The sequence below is a fragment of the Pseudomonas sp. FYR_2 genome (assembly GCF_043106425.1).
Taxonomy (GTDB): domain Bacteria; phylum Pseudomonadota; class Gammaproteobacteria; order Pseudomonadales; family Pseudomonadaceae; genus Aquipseudomonas; species Aquipseudomonas monteilii.
Genome location: NZ_JBICMM010000016.1, coordinates 190,593 through 213,671, shown reverse-complemented (window position 1 = coordinate 213,671; position 23,079 = coordinate 190,593). Strand labels below are relative to the sequence as shown.

The 23,079-nt window shown below is 56.8% G+C and carries 16 protein-coding genes, 1 tRNA gene and 1 pseudogene; 8 read left to right on the top strand and 10 right to left on the bottom strand.

Annotated features, from left to right (window positions below; translation table 11 throughout):
- Positions 1-42 precede the first annotated feature (42 nt).
- On the bottom strand, positions 43-588 hold the full coding sequence (gene rfbC / locus ACF8R4_RS06965) for a dTDP-4-dehydrorhamnose 3,5-epimerase (RefSeq protein WP_060501231.1): 546 nt from the start codon (positions 586-588) through the stop codon (positions 43-45).
- A 278-nt stretch (positions 589-866) separates the two neighbouring features.
- On the opposite strand from rfbC, the gene aguA reads away from it, so the two are divergent.
- Both aguA and ACF8R4_RS06955 read left to right on the top strand, forming a co-directional pair.
- Positions 867-1,973, top strand: a complete 1,107-nt coding sequence (gene aguA / locus ACF8R4_RS06960) for an agmatine deiminase (RefSeq protein ID WP_060501229.1) — start codon at positions 867-869, stop codon at positions 1,971-1,973.
- 183 nt (positions 1,974-2,156) lie between these two features.
- Entirely contained in the window at positions 2,157-2,354 is a 198-nt protein-coding gene (locus tag ACF8R4_RS06955; protein WP_060501227.1) for a hypothetical protein, read from the top strand.
- A gap of 71 nt (positions 2,355-2,425) precedes the next feature.
- Here ACF8R4_RS06955 and ACF8R4_RS06950 read toward each other — a convergent pair whose 3' ends face one another.
- Positions 2,426-4,501, bottom strand: a complete 2,076-nt coding sequence (locus tag ACF8R4_RS06950) for a TonB-dependent siderophore receptor (protein WP_060501225.1) — start codon at positions 4,499-4,501, stop codon at positions 2,426-2,428.
- A 475-nt stretch (positions 4,502-4,976) separates the two neighbouring features.
- Between ACF8R4_RS06950 and ACF8R4_RS06945 the strand changes: the two genes are divergently transcribed.
- Positions 4,977-6,296 (top strand): OprD family porin, encoded by a 1,320-nt coding sequence (locus tag ACF8R4_RS06945; RefSeq protein WP_060501223.1) that lies wholly within the window; start codon positions 4,977-4,979, stop codon positions 6,294-6,296.
- A gap of 30 nt (positions 6,297-6,326) precedes the next feature.
- Here ACF8R4_RS06945 and ACF8R4_RS06940 read toward each other — a convergent pair whose 3' ends face one another.
- The 3 genes from ACF8R4_RS06940 to ACF8R4_RS06930 all read right to left on the bottom strand — a co-directional run bounded on the left by ACF8R4_RS06940 (position 6,327) and on the right by ACF8R4_RS06930 (position 10,223).
- Positions 6,327-7,994 carry an FMN-binding glutamate synthase family protein gene (locus tag ACF8R4_RS06940; protein ID WP_392491982.1) on the bottom strand — a complete coding sequence of 556 codons (1,668 nt, stop codon included), beginning with the start codon at positions 7,992-7,994 and terminating at the stop codon, positions 6,327-6,329.
- A gap of 137 nt (positions 7,995-8,131) precedes the next feature.
- Positions 8,132-9,499: an ATP-binding protein gene (locus ACF8R4_RS06935; protein ID WP_164524045.1), complete on the bottom strand. Its 1,368-nt coding sequence runs from the start codon at positions 9,497-9,499 to the stop codon at positions 8,132-8,134.
- 1 nt (position 9,500) lies between these two features.
- On the bottom strand, positions 9,501-10,223 hold the full coding sequence (locus ACF8R4_RS06930) for a response regulator (protein WP_392491980.1): 723 nt from the start codon (positions 10,221-10,223) through the stop codon (positions 9,501-9,503).
- Positions 10,224-10,363: 140 nt separating this feature from the next.
- On the opposite strand from ACF8R4_RS06930, the gene ACF8R4_RS06925 reads away from it, so the two are divergent.
- Complete coding sequence (locus tag ACF8R4_RS06925) at positions 10,364-12,661, top strand: TonB-dependent siderophore receptor (protein WP_104833620.1); 2,298 nt, start codon at positions 10,364-10,366, stop codon at positions 12,659-12,661.
- A 37-nt stretch (positions 12,662-12,698) separates the two neighbouring features.
- Here ACF8R4_RS06925 and ACF8R4_RS06920 read toward each other — a convergent pair whose 3' ends face one another.
- Both ACF8R4_RS06920 and ACF8R4_RS06915 read right to left on the bottom strand, forming a co-directional pair.
- Positions 12,699-13,046, bottom strand: coding sequence for a type II toxin-antitoxin system RelE/ParE family toxin (locus ACF8R4_RS06920; protein WP_060501213.1), 348 nt, complete (start codon positions 13,044-13,046; stop codon positions 12,699-12,701).
- A gap of 10 nt (positions 13,047-13,056) precedes the next feature.
- Entirely contained in the window at positions 13,057-13,305 is a 249-nt protein-coding gene (locus tag ACF8R4_RS06915; protein WP_025754068.1) for a type II toxin-antitoxin system Phd/YefM family antitoxin, read from the bottom strand.
- A gap of 1,212 nt (positions 13,306-14,517) precedes the next feature.
- Here ACF8R4_RS06915 and ACF8R4_RS06910 point away from each other — a divergent pair.
- From ACF8R4_RS06910 to ACF8R4_RS06900, 3 genes are all read left to right on the top strand, one after another.
- Positions 14,518-15,390 carry a hypothetical protein gene (locus tag ACF8R4_RS06910; protein ID WP_392491978.1) on the top strand — a complete coding sequence of 291 codons (873 nt, stop codon included), beginning with the start codon at positions 14,518-14,520 and terminating at the stop codon, positions 15,388-15,390.
- On the top strand, positions 15,387-18,503 hold the full coding sequence (locus tag ACF8R4_RS06905) for a DEAD/DEAH box helicase (RefSeq protein WP_392491976.1): 3,117 nt from the start codon (positions 15,387-15,389) through the stop codon (positions 18,501-18,503). The genes ACF8R4_RS06910 and ACF8R4_RS06905 overlap by 4 nt, the downstream gene beginning before the upstream one ends.
- A gap of 104 nt (positions 18,504-18,607) precedes the next feature.
- Positions 18,608-19,246, top strand: a complete 639-nt coding sequence (locus ACF8R4_RS06900; RefSeq protein ID WP_392491974.1) for a hypothetical protein — start codon at positions 18,608-18,610, stop codon at positions 19,244-19,246.
- Between the two features lie 923 nt (positions 19,247-20,169).
- Here ACF8R4_RS06900 and ACF8R4_RS06895 read toward each other — a convergent pair.
- From ACF8R4_RS06895 to ACF8R4_RS06885, 3 genes and pseudogenes are all read right to left on the bottom strand, one after another.
- Positions 20,170-21,497: pseudogene (locus ACF8R4_RS06895) on the bottom strand (tyrosine-type recombinase/integrase).
- Between the two features lie 164 nt (positions 21,498-21,661).
- Positions 21,662-21,737: transfer RNA gene (locus ACF8R4_RS06890), tRNA-Thr, on the bottom strand.
- A 98-nt stretch (positions 21,738-21,835) separates the two neighbouring features.
- Positions 21,836-22,084 carry a hypothetical protein gene (locus ACF8R4_RS06885; RefSeq protein WP_016714488.1) on the bottom strand — a complete coding sequence of 83 codons (249 nt, stop codon included), beginning with the start codon at positions 22,082-22,084 and terminating at the stop codon, positions 21,836-21,838.
- A 503-nt stretch (positions 22,085-22,587) separates the two neighbouring features.
- Between ACF8R4_RS06885 and ACF8R4_RS06880 the strand changes: the two genes are divergently transcribed.
- Positions 22,588-22,875, top strand: coding sequence for a DUF3077 domain-containing protein (locus tag ACF8R4_RS06880; protein ID WP_156868109.1), 288 nt, complete (start codon positions 22,588-22,590; stop codon positions 22,873-22,875).
- The last annotated feature ends 204 nt before the right edge of the window (positions 22,876-23,079 follow it).

The following is a 23,079-nucleotide window of genomic DNA, read 5'->3' as shown; positions in this document are numbered from 1 at the left end:
CACGTAAATGCGCCAGAAAAGTCTGGCGCAATTATGCGCTAGTTAAGGCAGCAGTTCCGACTCTGAGAGTGGCAGCCCTAGCTTGTCCTTGTCTGATAGCACCGGGGGTTGCTGCAGCCCCCAGTTGATTGCCAGTTGGGGGTCGTCCCAGCGGATGCAGCGGTCGGCGTCCGGGTTGTAGTAGTCGGTGGTCTTGTAGAGAAACTCGGCCGACTCGCTCATGACTGCAAAGCCATGGGCGAAGCCAGGTGGAATCCACAGTTGACGGTGATTGTCGGCCGACAGATGCACGGCGACCCATTGGCCGAACGTTGGCGAGCTTTTGCGTACGTCCACGGCGATATCGCGGATTTCCCCCTGCACCACGCGCACCAGTTTGCCTTGGGTGTTTTTCACCTGGTAATGCAGCCCGCGCAGTACACCCTTGATGGAGCGTGAGTGGTTGTCCTGGACGAATTCGGCATTCACGCCGGTTTGCCGTGCGAACTCACGCGCGTTGAATGCTTCGAAGAAAAAACCACGGCTGTCACCGAAAACCTTCGGCTCGATAATCAGTACTTCAGGTATTGCAGTAGGAATGATGTTCATAGTGGCTCGCTGGCCCGTTGCCCAAGTATTGACCCTAGTCGGCCCCGCTGGAATTTTCCGCTGGGAGCTGTAACAGGATGCATAAGGTGTGGCTATGGTAGACGTCAGACTGTTATCGGCACCAGACAAGGGCAGATTAGGCTCGATTGTTATCGGTACAAGTTTGTCGTTTTAGCGGAAAAGTCCCGACTGACGGGCTTTAAATGTCGATATATATCGGTTATAAATTCACAAACGCCCCAGCACAGTCCGGCTCAGGGCCATCACAGAGGTCACCCATGAAAACCCTCAACACCACGCCCCGTGCCGATGGTTTCCACATGCCCGCCGAGTGGGCCCCGCAAACCCAGGTGTGGATGGTCTGGCCGGAGCGCCCGGACAACTGGCGCCTGGGGGGTAAGCCTGCCCAGGCAGCCCACGTCACCTTGGCCAAGGCCATTGCCCGCTTCGAGCCTGTGACCGTCGCAGCCTCTGCCGGCCAGTACGAAAATGCCCGCCGCCAGCTCGACCAGCCGAACATTCGCGTAGTCGAAATCAGCAACGATGACGCCTGGGTGCGTGATACCGGCCCGACCTTCGTCATCAACGACCAGGGTGAAGTGCGTGGTGTGGACTGGGGCTTCAATGCCTGGGGCGGCTTCGATGGCGGCCTGTATGCACCCTGGAACCGCGACGAGGAACTGGCCGCCAAAGTGCTGGAAATGGAGCGCTGCCAGCGCTACCACACCGAAGGCTTCGTGCTTGAGGGCGGCTCGATTCACGTGGACGGTGAAGGCACCGTGATCACCACCGAGGAATGCCTGCTCAACCGTAACCGCAACCCGCATCTGAACCGCGAGCAGATCGAAGCGGTGTTGCGCGACCAGCTGGCGGTCGACACTGTGGTGTGGCTGCCGGATGGCCTCTACAACGACGAAACCGACGGCCACGTCGACAACTTCTGCTGTTACGTGCGCCCAGGCGAAGTGTTACTGGCCTGGACCGATGATTCCAACGACCCCAATTATGTGCGCTGCCACGCTGCCATGGAGGTGTTGAAGAACACCCGCGACGCCAAGGGCCGTGAGTTCATCGTGCATAAAATGCCGATTCCGGGCCCGCTGTTCGCCACGGCTGAAGAGTGTGCCGGTGTCGATCATGTGGCCGGTAGCCAGGAGCGTGACCCGTCGGTGCGCCTGGCCGGTTCGTACGTGAACTTCCTGATCGTCAACGGCGGCATCATTGCGCCAAGCTTCGATGACCCGGCAGATGCCGAAGCCAGAGCGATCCTGGCGAAGATCTTCCCCGACCACGAGGTGGTGATGATCCCTGGCCGTGAACTGTTGCTGGGCGGTGGCAACATTCACTGCCTGACCCAGCAGCAGCCGGCGCCGGTCAAGCGCTGAGCGCGTGGTGAATGAAGAGGCCCGTCATGTGACGGGCCTTTTTTTTCGGGCGATGGCCGGAGGCCTGGGTGGCATACGTTTTGTATTGTTTTTCAGATAGATAGCTCGGCCAGGCCGCGCTCTCGGATCTGTAACAATACCTACGTAAATTTGCCGCTCACGGGCCAGGGAGTACGTGTAGAAATGAACGCAGCAAGTGAGTCGGCATTGCGCCCATCGGCAGTGAATCACCAATCGCTCAAGCTGGTTGCGAAGTGGTTGAAGCACCATGGAAGCAACAAGGTCAGGACGACCGACCCACAGCGGCTGCTTGCAGGGCGCTACCCCCAGGGGCTGATCAGCGATGCAGAGATGCAGGCGTTGATGGGGGTGTGGCACTGATCGAATCGATATTACCTGTACCGGCCTCTTCGCGGGCATGCCCGCGAAGAGGCCGGTACAGGCAATAGAGATCAGAAGCTGTAGCTACCCGTGACCACCAGGCTGCGAGGATCTCCCACCATGATCTGCGCAGCACTGGTCGCCGAACTGTAGTAAGTCTTATCGGCAATGTTGCTCAACGCCGCCCGCACATCCCAGTCATGGGTGCGGTACCCCGCCAGTGCATCCCAGCGGCCATACCCCGGCAACACCGTGGTGTTCTGGTTGTCCGCGTAACGCTCGCCCACCAGCGTCAGGCCGGTTTCGGCATACCAGCCCAGCTCCGGTTTCCAGGTGATGAACAGGCTGCCATTGCGCTTGGCCACATCGTTGATGCGGTTGCCTTCCTGGCCGTTGTTGTCCTTGACAATGATGGCGTCCTGCAGGCCGATGCCGCCGCGTACATACCAGTTGCCGACGATGTTGCCGGTGGCAGTCAGCTCGATGCCGCGTGAACGCTGCAAGCCGCTGAGCAGGATGTTGTTAGGGTTTTCCGGATCACGGGTGCGGCGGTTGTACAGTTCCAGTTCGTAGACGGCCAGGGTGGTGGTCAGGCGTTGGTCGAGCCAGTCGCTTTTCACCCCGATTTCTTTCTGGCGAGTCTCTTCCGGCTTGGCGTCGTTGCCGTTGCCCGGCGCATCCGGGGTGATGCCGATCAGGCCGCCGCCCACTGGCGAGAAGGTTTTGCTCCACGAAGCGTAGAACGAATGGTCACGCCATGGCGTGTAGACCACGCCCAGGCGCGGGCTGGTACCGTTGCTGTCCTGCGGTTCGCTTATGCCGTCCTTGTTGGTGGTTTTCACGTCGAACTGGTCGAAGCGCACGCCAGCCAGGATTTGCCATTGATCGCTCAGGCGGATCTGGTCTTGCAGGTAAAGGCCGCGGCTGTCGACCACAGTGTGGTTGTCACTCGACAGCAACAGCTTGCCATTGTGCTGCTGGTTGCTGCTGGGTTTGCCCAAGCCCGGAAGCGACTGACTGCCGGCGGTATACAGCACCGGGTCACGCTTCTGGTTACCGATCTCCAGGCCCAGCAGCAGCTTGTGCTCCAGGCCCAACGTATCGAAATCGCCCTCAGCCTCCAGGTTGTTGAACAGGTTGCGGGTGTTCAGGTCCTGCTGCCAGCGCTGGCGGGTCAGGACATTGGTGCCGGCGTTGTAGCCCGTGACATAGGTGTTGTCGAACTCACTGTCGAGCTTGAACAGGCCCAAGGTATGGCGCAGCTGCCAGGTTTCGTTCAGCTGGTAGTTCAGGCGTGAGCGCAGGGACTGGGCGCGGTCATCGATGTAGTCGCGCTGGTCGCCGTAGGTGGTACCACGGCTGACGTCGGCCGGGCGACCGTTGACCCCGGGGATCCCGCGGTCCGGGGTGCGGTTGTAGCGGCTGTATTCATACTGCACCAGCCAGTTCAGGTCGGGGTTGATCTGCCAGCTGATCGACGGTGCGAACAACTGGCGGCTGCCGTCGATCCCGTCGCGGAAGCTGTTGTTGTCCTGGTTGCCCATGTTCAGGCGCAGGCTGACGGTGTCGCTGGGGTCGGCGCTGAGGTCGGCATACAGGCTGCGCAGGTCTTCGCTGCCAGCTTGTGCCTCGATGGTCGAGCGGCGGCCTGGTTCCGGTGCCTTGCTGACCCGGTTGACGATGCCCCCTTGGCTGCCACGGCCATATAGCACTGCCGCTGGCCCTTTCAGAACCTCGACTCGCTCGATGTTGTGCAGGTCGCGGATGTACTGGCTGTCGTCGCGAATGCCATCCAGGTAGAAGTCGTTGCTGGCTTCGAAGCCACGAATGCGCACGCTGTCGAAACGGGTGTCGGCGCCACTGCTGACGTTGGGGATGCCTTCCAGCGCCTTGCCCAGGGTGTTGCTGCCGTAGTCCAGCACGTTGGCGGTTTTCACCGTGTCGATCGCCTGAGGCACGTAACGCACGGGCGTGGAGGTGCGGGTGGCGGTGCTCACCTCTTTGACACGCGGGTTGTCTTTCTCGCGCTCGCTGTCGGCGGTAACCGACGACTCCGGCAGCGTGGTGGTGGCGGCACTGGCCAGGCTGGCGCTGAACAGCAGCGACAGGCCAAGCGTGAGGGGGGAAAGGCGGCAGGGTACAAGCATGGGCACATCCGGACCGGGCAGGTGAAAAAGAGGTGCGAATGGTAATGCTTGCTATTTGCTCTTGCTTGGGTATTTGTAAAGGCTTGTCTTTACATATGTGTCTGTTTGTAACAGGCTTCGCCGCCATGCGATTTGCGGCTTGCGGGAATTTGTCCGATCGATCAAAAGGCAATTTCCGGCACAAGATAAATTGCCCACTGATAGCGCAAGCAGGCGTGAAAATGCACCAGACCTACCGGTCATTTTGGTTATATCAACCTGCATTTCACGACTTTTTGACATTTGTAATCGCACACGGCTAGGATTCGGCCAACGCCTGCTGGCCATGATCTTGGCCAAGCTGCTGCCCAGGGCCGCCGTGTACGTACCGGCAGGCCCACCAGGCTGGATCCGCATAGCGTCGAACCTACGAAGGGGCGTTGGTTCCTGGCGTCATAGTGCAGAGCGTTTTTGATTAAGAAATAAGGAAAACAACATGTTGAAAACCAGGATCAGCCTGGTCGCCCTGGCAATGATCGCCGCGACCCAGGCACAGGCCAATGACCAGGCCGACAGCAAGGGCTTCATCGAGGACAGCCACGCCAACGTCCTTCTGCGCAACGCCTACATCAACCGTGACAAGAAGCACGGCACCGACGACCAGATCGAATGGGGCCAGGCGTTCATCGGCACCTTCAACTCCGGTTTCACCCAAGGCACCGTTGGGGTGGGCGTCGATGCATTCGGCCTGTACGCTGTTCGCCTTGATGGCGGCAAAGGCCACAACGGTGGCGGCGGCGTCGACTTCTTCAAGCCGCACGAAACCACCAACGCCGAAGGCAACGCCAGCTCGCCGCACAACCTGGCCCGCGCCGGTGCAGCAGTGAAGTTCCGCATCTCCAACACCGTGCTGAAGTATGGTGACCAGATGCCAGCACTGCCAGTGCTGCAATACGACGATGCGCGTCTGCTGCCAGAAAGCTACACCGGTACCCTGATCACTTCCAAAGAGATCCAGGGCCTGGAACTGAACGCCGGTCGCTTCACCCAGGAAGCGCGCAAAAGTGCCGAGGGCCGCGATAGTGGCGGTCTGAAGTCGATCAACGTCTTCGGTGGTAGCTACAAGTTCACCGACAACTTCACCGCTTCGCTGTACACCGCCGACACCGAAGACGTGATGAAGAAGCACTACCTGGGCTTGAACTACGTCTTCCCGATTGCCAGCGACCAGTCCCTGACCCTGGACTTCAACGGCTACAAGTCGGACATCGACAAGCAATACGTCCAGGCTGCTGGCCTGAACGGCGACTCCAACACCATCTGGAGCCTGGCTGCGACTTACGCGTACGGTGCGCACTCGTTCACCCTCGCCCACCAGCGCAGCACCGGCAGCACCGGTTACAACTACGGCTTCTACCAGAACGCTGGTGGCGTGGGTGACGGTGGTTCGACCATCTACCTGGCCAACTCGTACTGGTCCGACTTCAACGCCGAAGACGAGCGCTCCTGGCAGCTGGGCTACGGCCTGGACTTCGGTGCCTACGGCATCCCGGGCCTGACCTACAAGCTGGCCTACGTGGTGGGTGACAACATCAACACCCGCAACGTCGCCAACCCGCAGGGCTTCGGCGAAGGTAAAGAGCGCGAAATCTTCAACCAGATCCGTTACGTGGTGCAGGACGGCCCGGCCAAAGACCTGTCCATCAAGCTGCGTAGCTCGTTCCTGCGTACCAACAATGCCGTGCAGCAGAACGGTTACAACGACGACGGCAACGAAGTCCGCGTATTCGTCGAGTACCCGATCAGCATCTTCTGATCCTGATCTGATGTATCGAACAGCCCTGGCTTATGCCGGGGCTGTTTCTTTTCGGCGCGCGGCTTTTGCCCCAGCGGGCATCAGTTCTCCTGCTTCCGGCGCAAAACTGTCGCTGCGCGCCATCCGCCACATGCGCGCATAAAACTCGCTTTCAATCGAACCACTGAGCAGTTCGCCTGGCTTGAGGAACGTATGCAGGTCCGAAAACAGCCCTATTTCGCTAGGGCTGATGCGCCGGGCCAGGTGCTTGGGCTTAAGCTCCGAAGGGTGCTCCAGCCCTGCAGCTGCCAGCATTTCGGCCAGTGCATGCAGTGTGTTGCGGTGGAAGCTGGCTACCCGCTCGGCCTTGTCTGGCACCACCAGGGCACGCTGGCGCAGCGGGTCTTGCGTGGCTACACCGGTCGGGCATTTGTTGGTGTGGCAGCTCTGCGACTGGATGCAACCAATGGCGAACATGAAGCCGCGTGCCGAATTGACCCAGTCCGCGCCGATGGCTAGCACGCTGGCGATATCGAAGGCACTGACGATCTTGCCCGCCGCACCAATGCGAATGCTGGAGCGCAGGTTCAGGCCGACCAAGGTGTTGTGCACGAACATCAGGCCTTCACGCATGGGCACGCCGATGTTGTCACTGAACTCGCGGGGTGCCGCGCCGGTACCGCCTTCCTTGCCATCCACGACGATGAAGTCCGGGGTGATATCGGTGGCCAGCATGGCCTTGGCGATACCCATGAATTCCCACGGGTGGCCCAGGCAAAACTTGAAGCCAACGGGTTTGCCACCCGACAGCTCACGCAGGCTGGCAACGAACTGCAGCAATTCCACTGGTGTGCGGAAGGCGCTGTGCGCTGCCGGCGAGATGCAGTCCTCGCCTACGCGCACACCACGGGTTTCGGCAATTTCGGGGCTGACCTTGTGCCCTGGCAAAATGCCGCCGTGGCCCGGTTTGGCACCTTGGCTGAGCTTGATCTCGATCATCTTCACCTGCGGCGAGCGGGCCTGCTCGGCGAAGCGTCGAGGGTCGAAGCGGCCGTCCTCGGTGCGGCAACCGAAGTAGCCGCTGCCGACCTCCCAGATCAGGTCACCGCCATGTTCGCGGTGGTACGGGCTGATGCTGCCTTCGCCGGTGTCATGGGCAAAACGGCCCATGCGCGCACCCCGGTTCAGGGCGGCGATGGCGTTGGCGCTGAGTGCGCCGAAGCTCATGGCCGAGATGTTGAAGATCGAGGCCGAGTAAGGCAGGCGGCATTGCGGCCCGCCAATGGCGATGCGGAACGATGCCGGGTCTGGCGTAGCCACTGGCAGCATGGAATGGCTGATGAACTCGAAGCCGGGCTTGTAGGCGTCGTTGAGCGTGCCGAAGGCTTTCTCGGCGCTTTCGTTCTTGGCGCGGGCGTACACCAGCGAGCGTTGCGAACGGGAGAACGGCAGCTTGTCGTCGTCACCCTCGATCAGGTACTGGCGGATTTCCGGGCGGATGGTTTCGATCAGGTAACGGATGTTGCCCAGAATCGGGTAGTTGCGGCGCACGGCGTGGTGGCTTTGGCGCAGGTCGTTCAGACCGACCAGGCTGAGCAGGGCGGTGATCAGCGTTAGTGGCCAGAGCCAGGCATGCTGGGACAGCAGTGGCAGGCTGGCGAAGCTGAACAACAGGCAGATGGCAAGGCAGGCGTAGCGGCTGGGCAGAGAGTGTTTCATGGGTCCATCGCAGGCAGGATGACCGGGCATAGGATAGGCAAAGGCGGGCAGGGGAAAACCTGGGTAATCGGTAAAAGACTGTTACCTGATTGCGTATTCCAGAGCGCTCGCGGTCCCCTGTAGGACCGCGTCTGCCTTCAGATGGGCAGCAGTATGCTGACCCGCAACCCACCGCCTTCACGATTTGCCAGCATCAGCTCCCCCCCATGGCTGCTGGCAATCCGTTGAGCGATGCTCAACCCCAACCCATACCCACCGGAAGCCTGGTTACGCGACCCTTCACCGCGCACGAACGGGTCGGTGATGGTCGCTAGCAGCGCTGGCGCTATCCCTGGCCCACGGTCATCGATATGGATGAACACCCCCGTGGTAGCCCGTTCCAGTGTGACCGAAACGTCCTTGGCGTATCGCAACGCATTCACCAGCAGGTTTTGCAGGCAGCGCTGCAGCAGCAGGGCATCGAGCTGTGAATGACCCGCTTGGCCATGCACCGGTAGCGGTTCTTCAGGGGTAGCCAGTTCAGCGCACTGGCGTGCCACCAGCCGGTCCAGGTCCACTTGCTGCCGGTTCAACTGCTCACCTGCGCGCAGGTAGTCGAGCACCTGGCCGATCATGTCGTCCATCTGCGTAATGTTCTGCCGCAGACGCTGTCGGTGCTCATCGTCAGGCAGGCGCTCCAGGCGCAGGCGCATGCGGGTCAGCGGGGTACGCAGGTCGTGAGACACGGCGGCCAGGAAGTAGGCCTTGTCGTTGACCATGGCAATCAGGCGTTGCTGCATGGCATTGAAGGCCTGGGCAGCCTGGCGCACTTCCTCCGGGCCATCCAGTGCCAAAGGCGCTTGCTCAAGGTTGCTACCCAGGCCACGTGCGGCATCGGCCAAGCGCCGCAAGGGGCGCAAGCACAGGCGTACGGCTATCAGGCACACCAGCAGCACCGCGACGATGCGCAGTGCATACACCCGCAACAGGTAATCGCTGATCAACACCCAGGCCGACTCGCCGCTCCAGCCTTGCAGTTCCTGGCCGTCGATGGTCAGCCAATGGCCATCGGCCAACGGCACCGCGAACTGGATATGCGCCTGGGCCGTGCGCAGCCCGAACAGGCTGCGCCAGACGATTGGCTGGCCCAGCTCATCGGTTAGCTGCACCTTTATCAGGCGCACGTCCTGGGCATGCCCCAGTTCGTATTTGAGGGCCTGATGCAGCAACAGCTCGACACGCCTGCGCCCGCGACGTTCGTCATGCGCTGGTGTGGGCAAGGTTTCGGCGCAACGCAGGTGGTAGTGGGCGGGTACCTGCAACGGGCCAGCGTGGCAGTCGGCCTGGGCGATGAGCGGTGCACTGCGTGCAGCGATCAGCCGAATGGGGGCTTCGAGTACCTGCGCGAAACGCACATCGAACCAGATGCTGCTCGACATCAACTGGATCACCAACGTGCCGCTGACCATGATCAGCAGCAGTTGGCCAAACAAGGTACGTGGCCACAGGCGGCGAAGCCAGCGCATCTCAGGCATCCGCCACGTTACTGGCGATGCTCAGCAGGTAGCCTTCATTGCGGATGGTGAGTATCTGCGCGGCACCTGCCGGCGCGCGGCGCAGGTGCTGGCGCAGGCGGCTGACGCACATGTCCACCGAACGGTCATCGGGCAGGTGGTCGCGGCCGAACGCACTGCGGGTCAGCTGATCGCGCGAAACGACCCGGTTGTTGGCTTCCAGCAGTTCGCGCAGCACGCGGTAGTCGGAGCGCGGCAGGGTCAGGGTTTCGCCATCGGGGCGGGTGAGCAGGCGCTTCACATGTTCCAGGCGGAAGCCCGCGAACACTTGGGCATCCACCACGGCAGGCTCTTCGACAGAGGGCTCCAGCCGTTGCGGGCGCCGCAGCACGGCCTTGATCCGGGCGATCAACTCACGGGGCTCGAAAGGCTTGGCCAGGTAGTCGTCGGCGCCTACTTCCAGGCCGATGATGCGGTCCAGCGTGCTGCCCTTGGCCGACAGCATGATGACTGCCAGCCCCGGCGTCGCTTGCAGTTGGCGGCACAGGCTGAGGCAATCTTCGCCCGGCAGCATCAAGTCGAGCACCACCAGCTCCACCTTGTGCCGGGCCAGCTGGTCGCGCATTTGCTGGCCGTCGGCAGCGGCCAGCACGTTGTAGCCGGCATCTGTCAGGTAGTCACAAAGAAGTTCGCGGATCTCGTCGTCATCGTCGACAACCAGCAGGGTCGTGCTCATGCGGAAAAACACCTGTTTGGTGAGGGCCGGTGGCGCTCGTTACGTTCAATTACATCCCCGTACATGTCGGGTCTGGAGCCCGGAGGGCCGATCCCTAGAATCCTAACAAAAAATCATCTGCAAATACGAAGCCTTCCCAAATGAATCCCATGAGCATCCCGCAATCCTTCACCCCTATCAGCCGAAGCGGCAACCGCATCAAGCCGCTGGCCTTCTTCGTCGCCGTCGCCATTAGCGGTGGTGCCATGGCGGCCGACAGTAAACCCCTGGAACTGGACGCCACGCAGATCGAAGACAGCGCCCTGCTGCCCGCCGACGATGCCGGCCAGTTGGGCTACACGGTCGAAAGCACCCGCAGCTCTACCGGCCTGGCGCTGACGCCACGGCAGACGCCGCAGTCGGTCACCACCATCACCCGCCAGCAGATGGATGACCGCGACATCCACACCATCGAGCAAGCGCTGGAAACCACGCCGGGTGTAACGGCCAACAAGTCCGAAGTGGGTGGGCGTACCGACTACCGTGCCCGTGGTTACTCGATCAGCAACTGGAAGGTGGATGGCCTGCAGACCCAGGGCGGCTCCGACTTCAGCGGCAGCGGCAACGCGCTGAACATGGACCTGTACGAGCGCATCGACATCGTGCGCGGCGCCAACGGCCTGCTGGGCGGCACCGGCGACCCTTCGGCCACCGTCAACCTGATCCGCAAGGCCCCCACCAAAACTTTCGGCGGCAGCGCCTACGCCACCTACGGCAGTTGGGACAAACGCCGCCTGGGCGCCGACCTGAACCTGCCGCTGTCCGAGGATGGCCGCCTGCGTTCGCGCTTTGTCATGACCCAGCAGGACGCCAATTCGTTCCGCGACAACCAGTCCGAGCGTTCCCGCGCCGCGCTGGCCAACTTCGAATTCGACCTGGACGACGCCACCACCCTCGGTGCCGGCTACCAGTACGAGTACAACAAGGTGGTGGGCGGCGGCTGGGGCGCAAACATCCCGATCTGGTACCGCGACGGCAGCAAGACTGACCTGCCACGCAGCACCAACGTGGTACCCAGCTGGAGCTTTGGCGAGTACACCACGCGCACCGCGTTCGGCTCGCTGGAACACCGCTTCGACAACGACTGGACGCTGGACCTGAAAGCCGCCCAGGCCACTACCGAAGCCCTGAACCACCGTGGCCTGGCCAAGGTCAACTCGGCCGGGCGCGGCACCTATGGCGGCTACTGGGACCAGGACGGCAGCGGCGCAGTACTCAACGGCCTGCACAGCTCCAGCGACACCACCCAACAGTCGGCCCAGATCGACCTGTCCGGCCCGTTCCAGCTGTTCGGCCGCACCCACCAGGCGATGGTCGGCTACAACGACAGCCGCACCGTAGGCTGGTCGCCGGAGTACACCTGCACCATGGTTGGCGACGGCATGGCCAGCGCGCCTGCATTGGGTTGCCAGTTCCGCGCCAACAACGGCTTCCCGCTGACCGACTGGCGTAACGGCGTGGACGACGACTACGACATCATCGCCTCACGCACCGGCCGCCACAGCAAAACCACCACCCGCTTGCAGGGCATGTACGCCGCCACCCGCCTGAGCATCACCGACCCGTTGTCGGTGATCGTCGGCGTGCGCACCAGCAACTACTCCTCTGTCACCCGCAGCGTGGCCGGTGCACGCAGTAGCCAGGAAGAAAACGGCATCGTCACCCCCTACCTGGGGGCGGTATACGACCTGAACGACAACTACTCGCTGTACGCCAGCTACACCGACATCTTCACGCCGCAGACGTCTGAAACCAGCAGCGGCAGTAAGGTGGAGCCGATTCGTGGTCAAAGCTACGAAACCGGTATCAAGGGTGAGTGGTTCGACGGCCGCCTGAACGCCTCGGCGGCGTACTTCCGCACCAAGCAGGAAAACAAAGCGGTGCTGGACGGCGACCTGACCACCCCGACCGGTGGCAACGCCTACAAGGCCGGCTCCGGCCAGGAAACCGACGGTATCGACCTGGAAGTCGCGGGCGCTCTGACTCCGAACTGGAACGTGTATGCCGGCTACACCTACCTGCACTTCCGCCGCGTTGACAGTGACGGCCGCAGCGACCCGTCGCACCTGTTCAAGGCCTCGACCACCTACCGCCTCAGCGGCCCACTCGACCGCCTGACCCTGGGTGCCGGTGTGACCGCGCAAACCAACATCCGCGCCATCTCCAGCCCGGCAGGGCAGCCCACCAATGGCGTGAGCAACGGTACCGCCGACGTGAACTGGTCGGGTTATGCCATCTGGAATGCCATGGCCAAGTATCAGCTGACTGACGACACCAGTGTCAGCGTTAATGCCAACAACCTGTTCGACAAGCACTACTACACCCAGTACGGGTTCTATGCGGGGGCGATTTATGGTGACCCGCGTAACCTTTCGCTGACCGTTAGTACGGCGTTCTGATCAACACCGCCTGGGGCTGCCTTGCAGCCCCAATTCATCAAGGTAATGGGTAAATCAGGCAATACCGAATCAATGCCTGTTCAACACTCTGCTTTTGCCTGAGAACCAACCCCACGGCAATGGCATTGTCGGTTTCGATCACTTCGTAGAACACCCTGTACCCGTCGACATTCAGCTCACGATACTGCATGACACCCAGCCCGCTCGCTTGTGGGCTGACCGGGTAACCCACGGGCGCGGCAGCCAGCCGGTGCTCAATGGTGTCGACCAGTGTGGTGATTTTCTCAAGTGCCGCTGCGGTACCGTGATAGACGGCCAGATGGTGGACTTGATCTTCGATGCTCTGAGAGGCGGAATGGGTGAAGCGTATGGTCGGCTTACTCATGCGCTACCCATTACTCCTCAGAAAATTTCTTGAGAAGGCGAGTCTTGAGGTCTTCGGCCGAGCTGTGTTTGCCCTGAGCATACTCACGGGAACCGATGGCGAGCAGTTTCACCAAGGCTATGGCTTCATCCCGTTGCTTGCGATCCGCGTAGGACTCGACCACATAGGCAGGCACACCGTTCTGTGTCACGACCATGGGTTCTTCCAGGTCCAGGTCAGCAGCATGGCGTTTCAGGTAGCTGATCGTTTCTACTCGCATCGGACTGGCTCCATGTTCAGTGGAAGCCATTTTAGACCGAATATGGACCATAAAAAGACCGTCTGTCATGTGGTGGTTAGTTTCATCACTTTGCGACTGTCCGAACCTTCGCAGACCAGTTCCACAGAATGTGTGGTCAGGTTTGCGCCTTTGCCTTGTTGCTTGGCAGCGCAAGCTGCGTAGAGATGCCGATTGCAGGCGTGGTGAATGGCCTCACACAAAGCGACCAGGCATAAAAAACCCGCTCAATTTGTGCATAACTGCCGGAGCAGTCATAGGCATGGCGGGTGTGTTGTGTGAGAGCTTCTGTGATGTATAAGGCATTCGCAAGGGTTCCGGCGGGGTTCATCGGGGTCTTGAGGGTAGATAGCATGTGCCCCGATTTGCCTGGCGACGAAGGCGTGTCTGTTTTTTGAGCTGCGTTGTTGCCTAGAAAATGTGCTCTCTTGAGATTGCCGGGGCCGCTGCGCAGCCCATCGCAGGCAAGCCAGCTCCTACACCGATCGCGTCGCCTTCAAGGATTTGTGACACCGAAAACAAAAAAGGCCCACCTTTCGGTGAGCCTTTTGAGTACTGCGTATGGTGCCGGCACCAGACGAACGGTTTCTAGCTGTGAGGGCAAGGAATTCGCGGAGTTGGAATTTAGTGGATTTTTTGGTGTACCTCATAGGGTAGCTATAAATAAATCAGCTAATTATGGCTGTTGGTGGAATCGAATTAGGCATGCTTTGATTTCTCTTCTTGCGATAACGTGTAGCAGTTTTATATAAAGTTTCAAGATATATTTGAATAGCATTGCCGCGCAGCAGTACCTTACAGTCTAGAGTAAATTGCTAGCTTGTTATTCGTGGGCGTGTTCGTTAAGGCTAGCAACTTTTCGATATGTAATCTCAATACGATAGTTATGCGTAGCGACAATTTGTGAGCTTGTGCAGTGGAGATTGGATTGCTCAAATCTATCGGGCCATATATTTTGGTAGAAATAATTTATAAGTTTGGCTCTATGCTCCCTGGGCTGTGCAGAATGTCTGCATATGGTCGGATTCTGCAGAGAATGGGCAACCCTTAGCTCTTGGCTTGGTGTAGAATCACGTGTAGCGATTGATATCATATGGCTATCATTTTGATTGAACTATGCTGTATAGTCCCCGGACGGTATTTAGTCTGTTTCAGGCCCCACTCAGGCCCAGGCGCTCAGGGAGTAGAGTTAGAATGACCACCGGTGTCTCGGAATTTTGTACAGTTGTCGACCTTGTTGAAGATGGCGATCACCATTGGGCGGTGGTGATGGAGAAATGCGATCCTTCTGACTCGACCGATAAACTGTTGGCACTAGCTGCTCAAGCCATCCGAGATGCTTATGGCGAACAGGAAATTAGGGAGATCGCTGAAGAGGCATTATTTATACAGCTGCCTGAGCCTGCAGATACTGTATTATCCCAATTTAACCTTGGTGATTTGCTTGCGAGCTTTCGAGAGGGCTTGCCTAATCCAGATGCAGAAGGAAATAAGCCTGGGCAGTTGTCAAACTATCGCTCAGAGACTGCAGAAATTCTCGCACGAGAGGCGCTAGCGCGAGTATTTAAAATGTTAACTCCGCCATCTCTTCATGCCACCAAAGGTAATAGAAATCAGCCAATTTTAGGATTCGATGGCTGGACACTTATGGGGTTGGAGTGTGGGGGGCTTGCACTCGTACTCATTCAAGTAAAAGCGACTGATGATCTGAAGAGGCCACCCGGCGAAGCCGCTAAACTTATAGCTGAATGCTCAAAAGCGCCTGTTGACTTAGAAAAGTTGAAAGGCTTCATTTCCGCATGTGCGATCCGCTGTAAAGGCACACATTTTGGTCCGGTTTTAGTAAGTATGTTGGCTGGTTTGCACCAAGATAAGTGCGTGAAAGACATTATTGTTGCACCTGTTCTGATCCGCGGAGTTGTCGAAGCCGATCATGACGACTTGTCAACCTTGAAGTCAGCCTCAGGTAGTTTCGTAGGTGCGCGAACTCGTGGGATTAGCTTGTCCGTTGGAGCTAATCTAAATGAGTTTGGTAGGGTGGCAATGAATATGGCGCGGCAATCATGAATGACCCATTAAAAGAGTTCTATGAGTCGGAATCTATCAATGGCCTAGTTAATAGGCTTGATAACTATGCTTTTCAAGGGGCTGTTTCGAATGAGGTTGAGTTGTCACCCCCTGATCAGCGAGAAATTAGCGACTTGTGGACAGCTGCAATGTTGTCCGTAGACGATAATGTTTGCGCCGAAAAACTCGATTCAGCTAACGCTCGTGGAGTCGAGTGGGCAAGTAAATCCTTTGACAAGTGGCTTGCATTTATAGAGTCAAGCTTGCATCTGGATATTCCTGAGCAAAGAGATGTAATGCGCCTTATTTCGACAGGCCTGCTTTCTAATAGGCAGACTGAGTTGCGTCAGTTGCTTCTAAAGAGCAAGATTGAAACCGTTGTAAGTGTAGGTGGTCGTGGCTTGGATTGGTTGTCTGAAGTCAGGTCTAGTATTGCTAGGTCTATATTTTTGTTGGCTCGTCAATCAAGCTCGTCAGACATTGAAATGGCTGCGGTTACGCTCTCAAATATTAGATCGAAGCAGGTTGAGCGTGAGCGTGTTTGGCTAGAGGGGAAAGATAATAAAGAGCAGTCTGCACTAAGTCTGCTTTCTCTCTATCACGTATCTGCTGCTGCCGATACACTAGCCAGCTATTTAATTTCGGGGGAAGTAAAAACTGCTTCTGGACGACCTGCAAGTGCTCAAAACGAGCTCAGTGTCCTCATAGGTAAAGCGGATGAGTATGCGGAATTATCATCTGATCCAGAGCTTATTACTTGGGTGAAGTCTGCAGCGAGCGCGATTTTTAGTCTCCGGTCAGATGCCATATGGACTAACGCAAAAAATATAAACGTTCTGATTGATAAGTTTATATCTCATCTGGCTGCGCGCGGAAATCCTATATTCAGTCTCTTGCCTTCTCAGCAGGAAGCTCTCAAGCAAAATTTCTTAGATGCTCGTAATGAAGCTGTAGTTCTTCAGATGCCAACAAGCTCTGGAAAAACATTGATGGCTGAGCTTGCGACACTACATACCGTATCCTCTTATTCTGATGCGCGTGTAGTGTATTTGACACCCACCCGCGCTCTATCTACTCAAGTGCGGCGAACTTTGGGAGCTGATTTCCGTGAGATGGGGATTGAGGTTGTTTCTGCGGGAAGCGCATATGAAGAAGATCCCTATGAACTCTCTTTGCTTGAGAACTCTTCAGGTGTCGTAGTTTCTACGCCAGAGAAAATGGACCTTTTACTACGCAGTCATCCTGAGTGGTTCTCTAGTGTACGTCTGTTGATAGTTGATGAGGCTCATCTCATTCGGGATGGTGAACGAGGAGCAAGATTAGAGCTCCTCCTAGCGAATTTTCGAAGGGAGCAGCCTCATGTAAGAATACTGCTTCTCACTCCATTTGTAGAAAATGCTAATGAGTTAGCCGACTGGCTTAGCGGTGAGCGGGGTTCTCCTGTAGATGTTAAATGGAGACCGTCAAGGCTAATGATTGGTTTGGCTTCGTTCACTGGACGGAAACCGAATAAAGTTCTTGAGATTGAATGGAAGGAGCCTCATCGAAACTCAGGCGCTTTGACAAAAACTCGGATGGCTTTGACTACAGATGAAGTTTTTAAACTTTCTGAGTCCAGTTCGGCGCTTAATAAGTCAATTATAATTGGGGGCCGTTTACAAAAAATCGGACCTGTTTTAGGTATGTACCCATCTTCCAGAACGGCCGCAGAGAAGGCTGCTTCTGAATTTGCTTCGCAACGCTTAGAGGTTGATTTAGAGTACTCATCTCCGGAGCACAGGGTTGCTGTTGCGCTCGCAGAGTGTGAGTATGGTGATACCTCTACTTTGGCGTATTGTCTTCGTCGAGGAGTTGCTTATCATCATTCAGCTCTATCTGGTGAACTCAGATACTTAGTTGAGAGGTTGGCTGCTTCAAAGAAAATTGATTTTTTAGCCGCTACCACCACCCTGGCCCAAGGAATGAATTTTCCAGTTTCAAGTGTGGTAATACATTCTATACATAATCAAAGCGGGAACCTTTCTCCAGCTGAGTTCTGGAACATTGCTGGACGTGCAGGACGCGTAGGGCTTTCAGAACGGGGGCTAATTGTTTTCGCGAACACAAGTCACAGAGGCCTTTGGGAGCATTACACAAACAATTTGTCTGAGCGGATTGATTCAGCCTTAGATGCTGTTATTGAAGAAATTAACAGTGCAGATTCATTGAAATGGATCTACAGAAAGCATGAGGCGATTCGGCCGTTTCTTCAGTATTTGTCTCACGCAAGTGCTACATATGGTGTAAGAAGTACGTTTGGCGATCTTGAACGTTTAGTAGAGGCAAGTCTGTCCGGGAAAAGTAAGAAATCTAAGGACTTTCTCTTTGTTCTCGCGAAAAGGTATTTAGGCGAGATTGCTGAAAAAAATCAAAATTATCTTAAAGTTGCTGATAAAACCGGTTTGGGTTCTTACAGTTTCGATGAGTTATTCTATCATATAAAAAATGATAGCATCCTGATGGAAGGAGATCCTACGATAATCAGGAGTCCAGAGGGGTTGCGGCATTTGGTCGACGCGTTGAGCAAGCTTCCTGAACTTTCTCTCGCTTTAGAGCGGGGGGCTGGTCAAATAGATACAGGGCTTGTGGCGAAAATCGTTCATGGTTGGATAAGTGGATCATCAATATCTGATCTTTCTTCGTCTTTCGTTGGCAAAACACCTGCAGATCAAATCCGTGCAGCAGGAACTTACGTTTTTAGTAAAGTATCGCAAACGGTCTCTTGGGGGGCGCATGCCTATTTGAAAGGCAGGGTTGTGGCGCGTGGAGATAGTGAAGAAAGTGCTGGCGAAGAGCTAATGCTTCCTGCGTACATCCAATATGGTGTCAGTAAGCCTGAGGCGGTTGTCGCATCGATACTAGGCGTACCCAGGGCTTTAGCTATGGGAGTTGCGGAAGTATATGAAGATCAGAATGGAAAACTAAGCTCGACCGAAAGCGTCAAATTTAGGAAGGCATTGGAAACATCCGATGAGGCATTTTGGGATAAAAGTGTTTCACGCTCCGCCCTGCATGGTAAGGTCAGCGGTTCCGATCTTCGAGCGGTATGGAGAGAAGGGCAAGGGTTTTTATAGTTGTATTATTAGATGTGCCGACATCATGATGTTTTCATATCATTCTCTTGCTTTTGATGTTTGGGATCATATGTTTCATCTGAATTTTAAGGATAAAGTTAACCATGAAGTCCAGAGACCTGTTTACGACACATGATTTGATTGCCAGTAACTACTTGATCGAAAAAATCTCGCCAGGTGTTTACTTGCATAAGTTTACGCCTGCGACTACCAATACAGTCTATGAGTTTGAGGCTAGCTCTGCGCCTGTGATTGTTGAGGGAGAGCGCTATAATGTGGGGTATTTGGTTAAGGATGGGCGAAATATAGTAGATCTTTCGGCCTTGTCTCTGACTTCAATAGTTAACCCTATGTTGAGTTATTTGGCGGCGCAGCAAATAGCAAGAGGGAATTTCACAGCGGAAAAAGCAAAAAATGATGATCGCGTCACGCATGAAGCAGTTGACGGCTATTATTGGGGGAAAAAATATGCTTGGCGCATGTATGGCACTGTAATATCTAAAGAGGCATTTTATAAATATTTGGATGAAATTGCACATCCAAGAGTAGAGTGCTTTACAAGAGATCCCGATCATCCGTACTCGAACGATAAGTCGACAGCTTACGCACAGGAAGGGCTGGAGGATGCTGTTCGTGAGTTGATTGAAACGGCAGAAAAAGTATCTGCTGCTTACTTTAAGTCTCCTAGATATAGTCGGAAATTCTCGATCAATGGTATTAATGCCTTGACCGACAAAAAGTAACACTTTCGATATTTTTTAGTTCTTGTTGGCAAGAATTTCCCACTATTTTCCGATTTCCCCCACGTCATCCCGCCAAGAATGCTGAGTGTTATCAGGGATCAAGGCCCCTGCGACCTGTGGGGATGTCCTCTAGCGCGGGACTGGCGGCTCCTTACGTCCGGGAGCAAGGGCATCTCATGATCTGGCCTCCTTAGCACCGTTACCGGTGGGCGGGTGGAGGCTGCGCTGGCTGACTAAACCAGCGCCTGAAGATCCTGAGCCGGGTGAACGCAGCACTGCGATGACCGGGGCATGCCTGACTGTCAGTCAGGTGCAGTCCATTCCCTGGTCTGCGGCACCATCATCTACATCGCTGTTGCTGGTGACATCGGCGTTTGTCATGCCGATTGTCACGAGTGGAGTAGCCGCAAAGCCAAGTGCGATGAGGGCTGCAGCAGTGCTAGAAGCGCCCGTCTCTTTCCTAGAGAAAGAGACGGGCGCAGGTTGGCGCAAGATTCGGCCAAGCGGATAGGTTGCTGCAGGGCAGCGAAGTAGGAGGTGTTGTCTGGCGCACGAGGGCCAAGATGTGAAGTAGGCATCCATCACCAGGGAGGTGACCGGGCGAGCTGCCGGATGCGAATCGCCATTTGGGGGGAGAACCACCGCGAGAGCGGCGTGACCTTCAAGGTTCTGGTCACCTGGGTGCTGTCCAAGACAGCGTTTGCACCCTCAGTTCTACACCTGTGGATAAATTTGGTCAACGCCAGAATCCACGGGGCATTTAGGCCTGTGCATGAAATTATCCACCGGTGGAAATCAGTGGTATCCAGAGGATCCGTGTCGGCTTTTAGCTTTGCAAAGCGAGGTCCATCCAAACGGGGCGGCTTTGCAGCCCTGTTTGGATGGACCCGAATTAAAGAGCGGCCAACGGTGTTCTCGAATGTTCACCGACGATTGAATGCGCCACGCCCACTTGGCAAGGGAGTGATGTTGTCGCCAGCTGGATGGGCGAACTCATGTGGAGTCACATGCCCCGATCTGTTGGCATCGATGTAATTGCTCCACCACGCCATGATCAGCCTGCGCTGCTCTAAAAATTCGGCTTTGTGGATATAGGCGGCGCGCACGCGATTGCGTTCCTTGTGGCTCATCTGCCGCTCAATAGCCGCGTCTGTCCACAGCCCTGACTCCAGCAAGGCGCTACAGGCCATGGTCCTGAATCCATGCCCGCATACCTCCTTTGATGTGTCGTAGCCAACGTTGCGCAGCACCTGGTTAACCGTGTTCTCCGACATTGGCTTCCAGTACTTGTGGTCACCGGGCAGCACCAGTTCGGAGAAGCGACTCAAGCCGCGCAGCCGTTCAAGGATCGCGATGACTTGGGGAGAGAGCGGCACCATCTGTATGTCTCCGCTCATCTTGGTGCCACGGGTGGAATTGCGCACGCCGTCGATTGGCTTACGGGTGTCCGGGATTTCCCACATCGCCCTTTGCAGGTCGAACTCATCCCAGCGCGCAAAGCGCAGTTCACTGGAGCGCACGAACACATGCAGCGTCAGCAATACAGCCAGCTTGGTTAGCTCACGGCCGTTGTAGTTGTCGATCCGGCTAAGTAGTTCGGGGAGGCGGTTGAGTGAGAGGGCAGGGCGGTGCACGGTACGCGGGGCATGAATCGACCCTGCCAGATCGAGAGCCGGATTCTGGTTGATCTGGCGCGCCCGCTTCGCGCCCCGCATGATCGTGGAGAGATAATTCTGCACGCGCAGAGCAACGTCCATGGTGCCGCGCTCTTTGATACGCAGAGTGATCTCAAGCAGATCATGGGTATCAAGCTCAGCGATGGGACGTTGGCCGATCAGGGGGAAGACGTGGGTGCGCAACCGGCTCATGACGGTCTTGGCGTGTCCCTCCGTCCAGCGCCGCGACATTTCGGCGTGCCACTCAGGGCGACGGTTTCAAAAAGCAGGGAAGCCCGTTGAGCAGCAAGCTTCGCTTTCTTCTTCTCTTCCATCGGGTCGATGTTGTCGATCAACAGGGCCTTGGCTTCATCGCGCTTGGTCCTCGCGACGGCCAGCGAGATGATGGGGTAGTTGCCGATGATCAGCGTGCCTTCCTTGCCGCTGGGCTTGAAGTAGCGCAATCGCCACGTTTTCACGCCGTTGGGTTTCACGAAGAGGTACATGCCGCCACCGTCGAATAGCTTGTAGGCACGTTCGCGAGGTTTCGCCGTACGGCATTTGAGGTCGCTGAGAGGAACGGTTAGGCGTGGCATAAGGGTACGTTCTCCATGCAGGCAAGACGCTGTACCCTAAAAATACCCCCGGGGATGGGGTATTTTGTTGGATCCCGACGGAGGGTCCTGGAACGAAAAAACCCGCCAAAGGGCGGGTTTTAGGGGCTTCAAAGGCATTCGGTGGAACGCGATTGAGCTGGATATGGTGCCGGCACCAGGAATCGAACCCGGGACCTACTGATTACAAGTCAGTTGCTCTACCATCTGAGCTATACCGGCAATGGGGCGTCATTATAACGATCGTTTGGCGCCTGTAAACCACTTCGTTGCGAATGTTCGCAAAAGACCTAAGTCACCGGCCCAAAAGGAGAATTTTCCTACCAGCCACGGTGGATCGTGGTAACGCTTGGCTCGCTTTTGCCCGGGTTGAAGAACAGCTTGTCGTTGTCGCAGCCGCGCTTGCGGCAAGGGCTTTCGGTACGCAGGGGCAGGCCGTTGTCGCCGCCCAGTTGCATGCCGGGGTGGTTCCAGCCCAGGTTGCTGTTGGCGTGGGGCGCGGTGCCGCTGGCGCAGCCGGTCAGGGCCAGGGCGAGGGTCAGCAGGGCGAGGGGTTTGGCTTGGGTCACGATGGTCAGGTCCGTTGGTCCACTGTCGGTACTGGCGCAACGCCAGAAGGTCGCGGGGCTGGCGGGCAGCGCGCGACGTCACTTTCTAATGATTGGGGGGCGGATGATACACCGTTGGGCGGGGTCAGCGGAGGGGCTTTAGCTTTTTGTTGCCTCGGGTGAACCCGCGAAAGGGCCATCAGCTGTACGAAAATTCTGAACTTGGGAGCTAATGGCTTCAGGGTTTGGTTGCTTCGGAACTATCCTACGCGCGCCGCCGAAGTATCGCTGTTGTCGGGGAAGTGGCTCACGGATACCGTTTTCGGGTCGCTCTGGCGACCGGGTGTGAGAACCCGATTACGAATTTAGCGGCTGCGTAATGGCGACCGTGCGCGGGCAGACTTCGGTCTGGCCGAGGCTTCCTATATTCACTCGGTTTCTCACCCCGTGCATGGTTGCCGCCATTTGTTCCGTGAGAAAGGATGAATGCGGTGACTCCTTGAGGAATATAGGAGTTTGAAAAGTTGAAAAACCTTCCACCTGATAGCACGTCCAAACCAATCACCACCGCAGGCGTGGAAACCTTCCTCGCAGCCGGCAACCCCTCCCTCAACCTGCTACGCGTAGAGCCCGGCGTCCCGGTCGATGCGGCCTATGAGCATGTTTCGATTCTGATGGGCTACATCAAGCACCTGGTACGTGAGGGGGATATGGAGGATGACCATAAATTCCTGGGGGCGGCTGATTACTTGTGCGATATGGCCAAAGCGCTGATGAACGATATCGAGATTGCCAAGAATAAATCGCATTGAAAATGTGAGATCGCCGGGGCCGCTTGGCGGCCCTTTCGCGACGCAAGGCCGCTCCCACAAATGACCCCGCAGACGCCTCTTGCGCAAACCACAAGAAATGTTTATGCACAAGTGGCATTGATAGCTTGCGCGAAAGGCATGCCGGATTGCTGCGCCGCCGGTCTTTGCGCAAACGCCTGTTTTTACTGGGCTTGACGCACAAGC

What these genes read in the sequence shown, in the direction of transcription:
- ACF8R4_RS06915 (WP_025754068.1), bottom strand. Translation starts at nt 13,305, where the DNA reads ATGCGAGTAGAAACGATCAGCTACCTGAAACGCCATGCTGCTGACCTG.
- ACF8R4_RS06940 (WP_392491982.1), bottom strand. Translation starts at nt 7,994, where the DNA reads ATGAAACACTCTCTGCCCAGCCGCTACGCCTGCCTTGCCATCTGCCTG.
- aguA (WP_060501229.1), top strand. Translation starts at nt 867, where the DNA reads ATGAAAACCCTCAACACCACGCCCCGTGCCGATGGTTTCCACATGCCC.
- ACF8R4_RS06900 (WP_392491974.1), top strand. Translation starts at nt 18,608, where the DNA reads ATGAAGTCCAGAGACCTGTTTACGACACATGATTTGATTGCCAGTAAC.
- ACF8R4_RS06955 (WP_060501227.1), top strand. Translation starts at nt 2,157, where the DNA reads ATGAACGCAGCAAGTGAGTCGGCATTGCGCCCATCGGCAGTGAATCAC.
- ACF8R4_RS06945 (WP_060501223.1), top strand. Translation starts at nt 4,977, where the DNA reads ATGTTGAAAACCAGGATCAGCCTGGTCGCCCTGGCAATGATCGCCGCG.
- ACF8R4_RS06935 (WP_164524045.1), bottom strand. Translation starts at nt 9,499, where the DNA reads ATGCGCTGGCTTCGCCGCCTGTGGCCACGTACCTTGTTTGGCCAACTG.
- rfbC (WP_060501231.1), bottom strand. Translation starts at nt 588, where the DNA reads ATGAACATCATTCCTACTGCAATACCTGAAGTACTGATTATCGAGCCG.
- ACF8R4_RS06950 (WP_060501225.1), bottom strand. Translation starts at nt 4,501, where the DNA reads ATGCTTGTACCCTGCCGCCTTTCCCCCCTCACGCTTGGCCTGTCGCTG.
- ACF8R4_RS06925 (WP_104833620.1), top strand. Translation starts at nt 10,364, where the DNA reads ATGAATCCCATGAGCATCCCGCAATCCTTCACCCCTATCAGCCGAAGC.
- ACF8R4_RS06920 (WP_060501213.1), bottom strand. Translation starts at nt 13,046, where the DNA reads ATGAGTAAGCCGACCATACGCTTCACCCATTCCGCCTCTCAGAGCATC.
- ACF8R4_RS06905 (WP_392491976.1), top strand. Translation starts at nt 15,387, where the DNA reads ATGAATGACCCATTAAAAGAGTTCTATGAGTCGGAATCTATCAATGGC.
- ACF8R4_RS06910 (WP_392491978.1), top strand. Translation starts at nt 14,518, where the DNA reads ATGACCACCGGTGTCTCGGAATTTTGTACAGTTGTCGACCTTGTTGAA.
- ACF8R4_RS06930 (WP_392491980.1), bottom strand. Translation starts at nt 10,223, where the DNA reads ATGAGCACGACCCTGCTGGTTGTCGACGATGACGACGAGATCCGCGAA.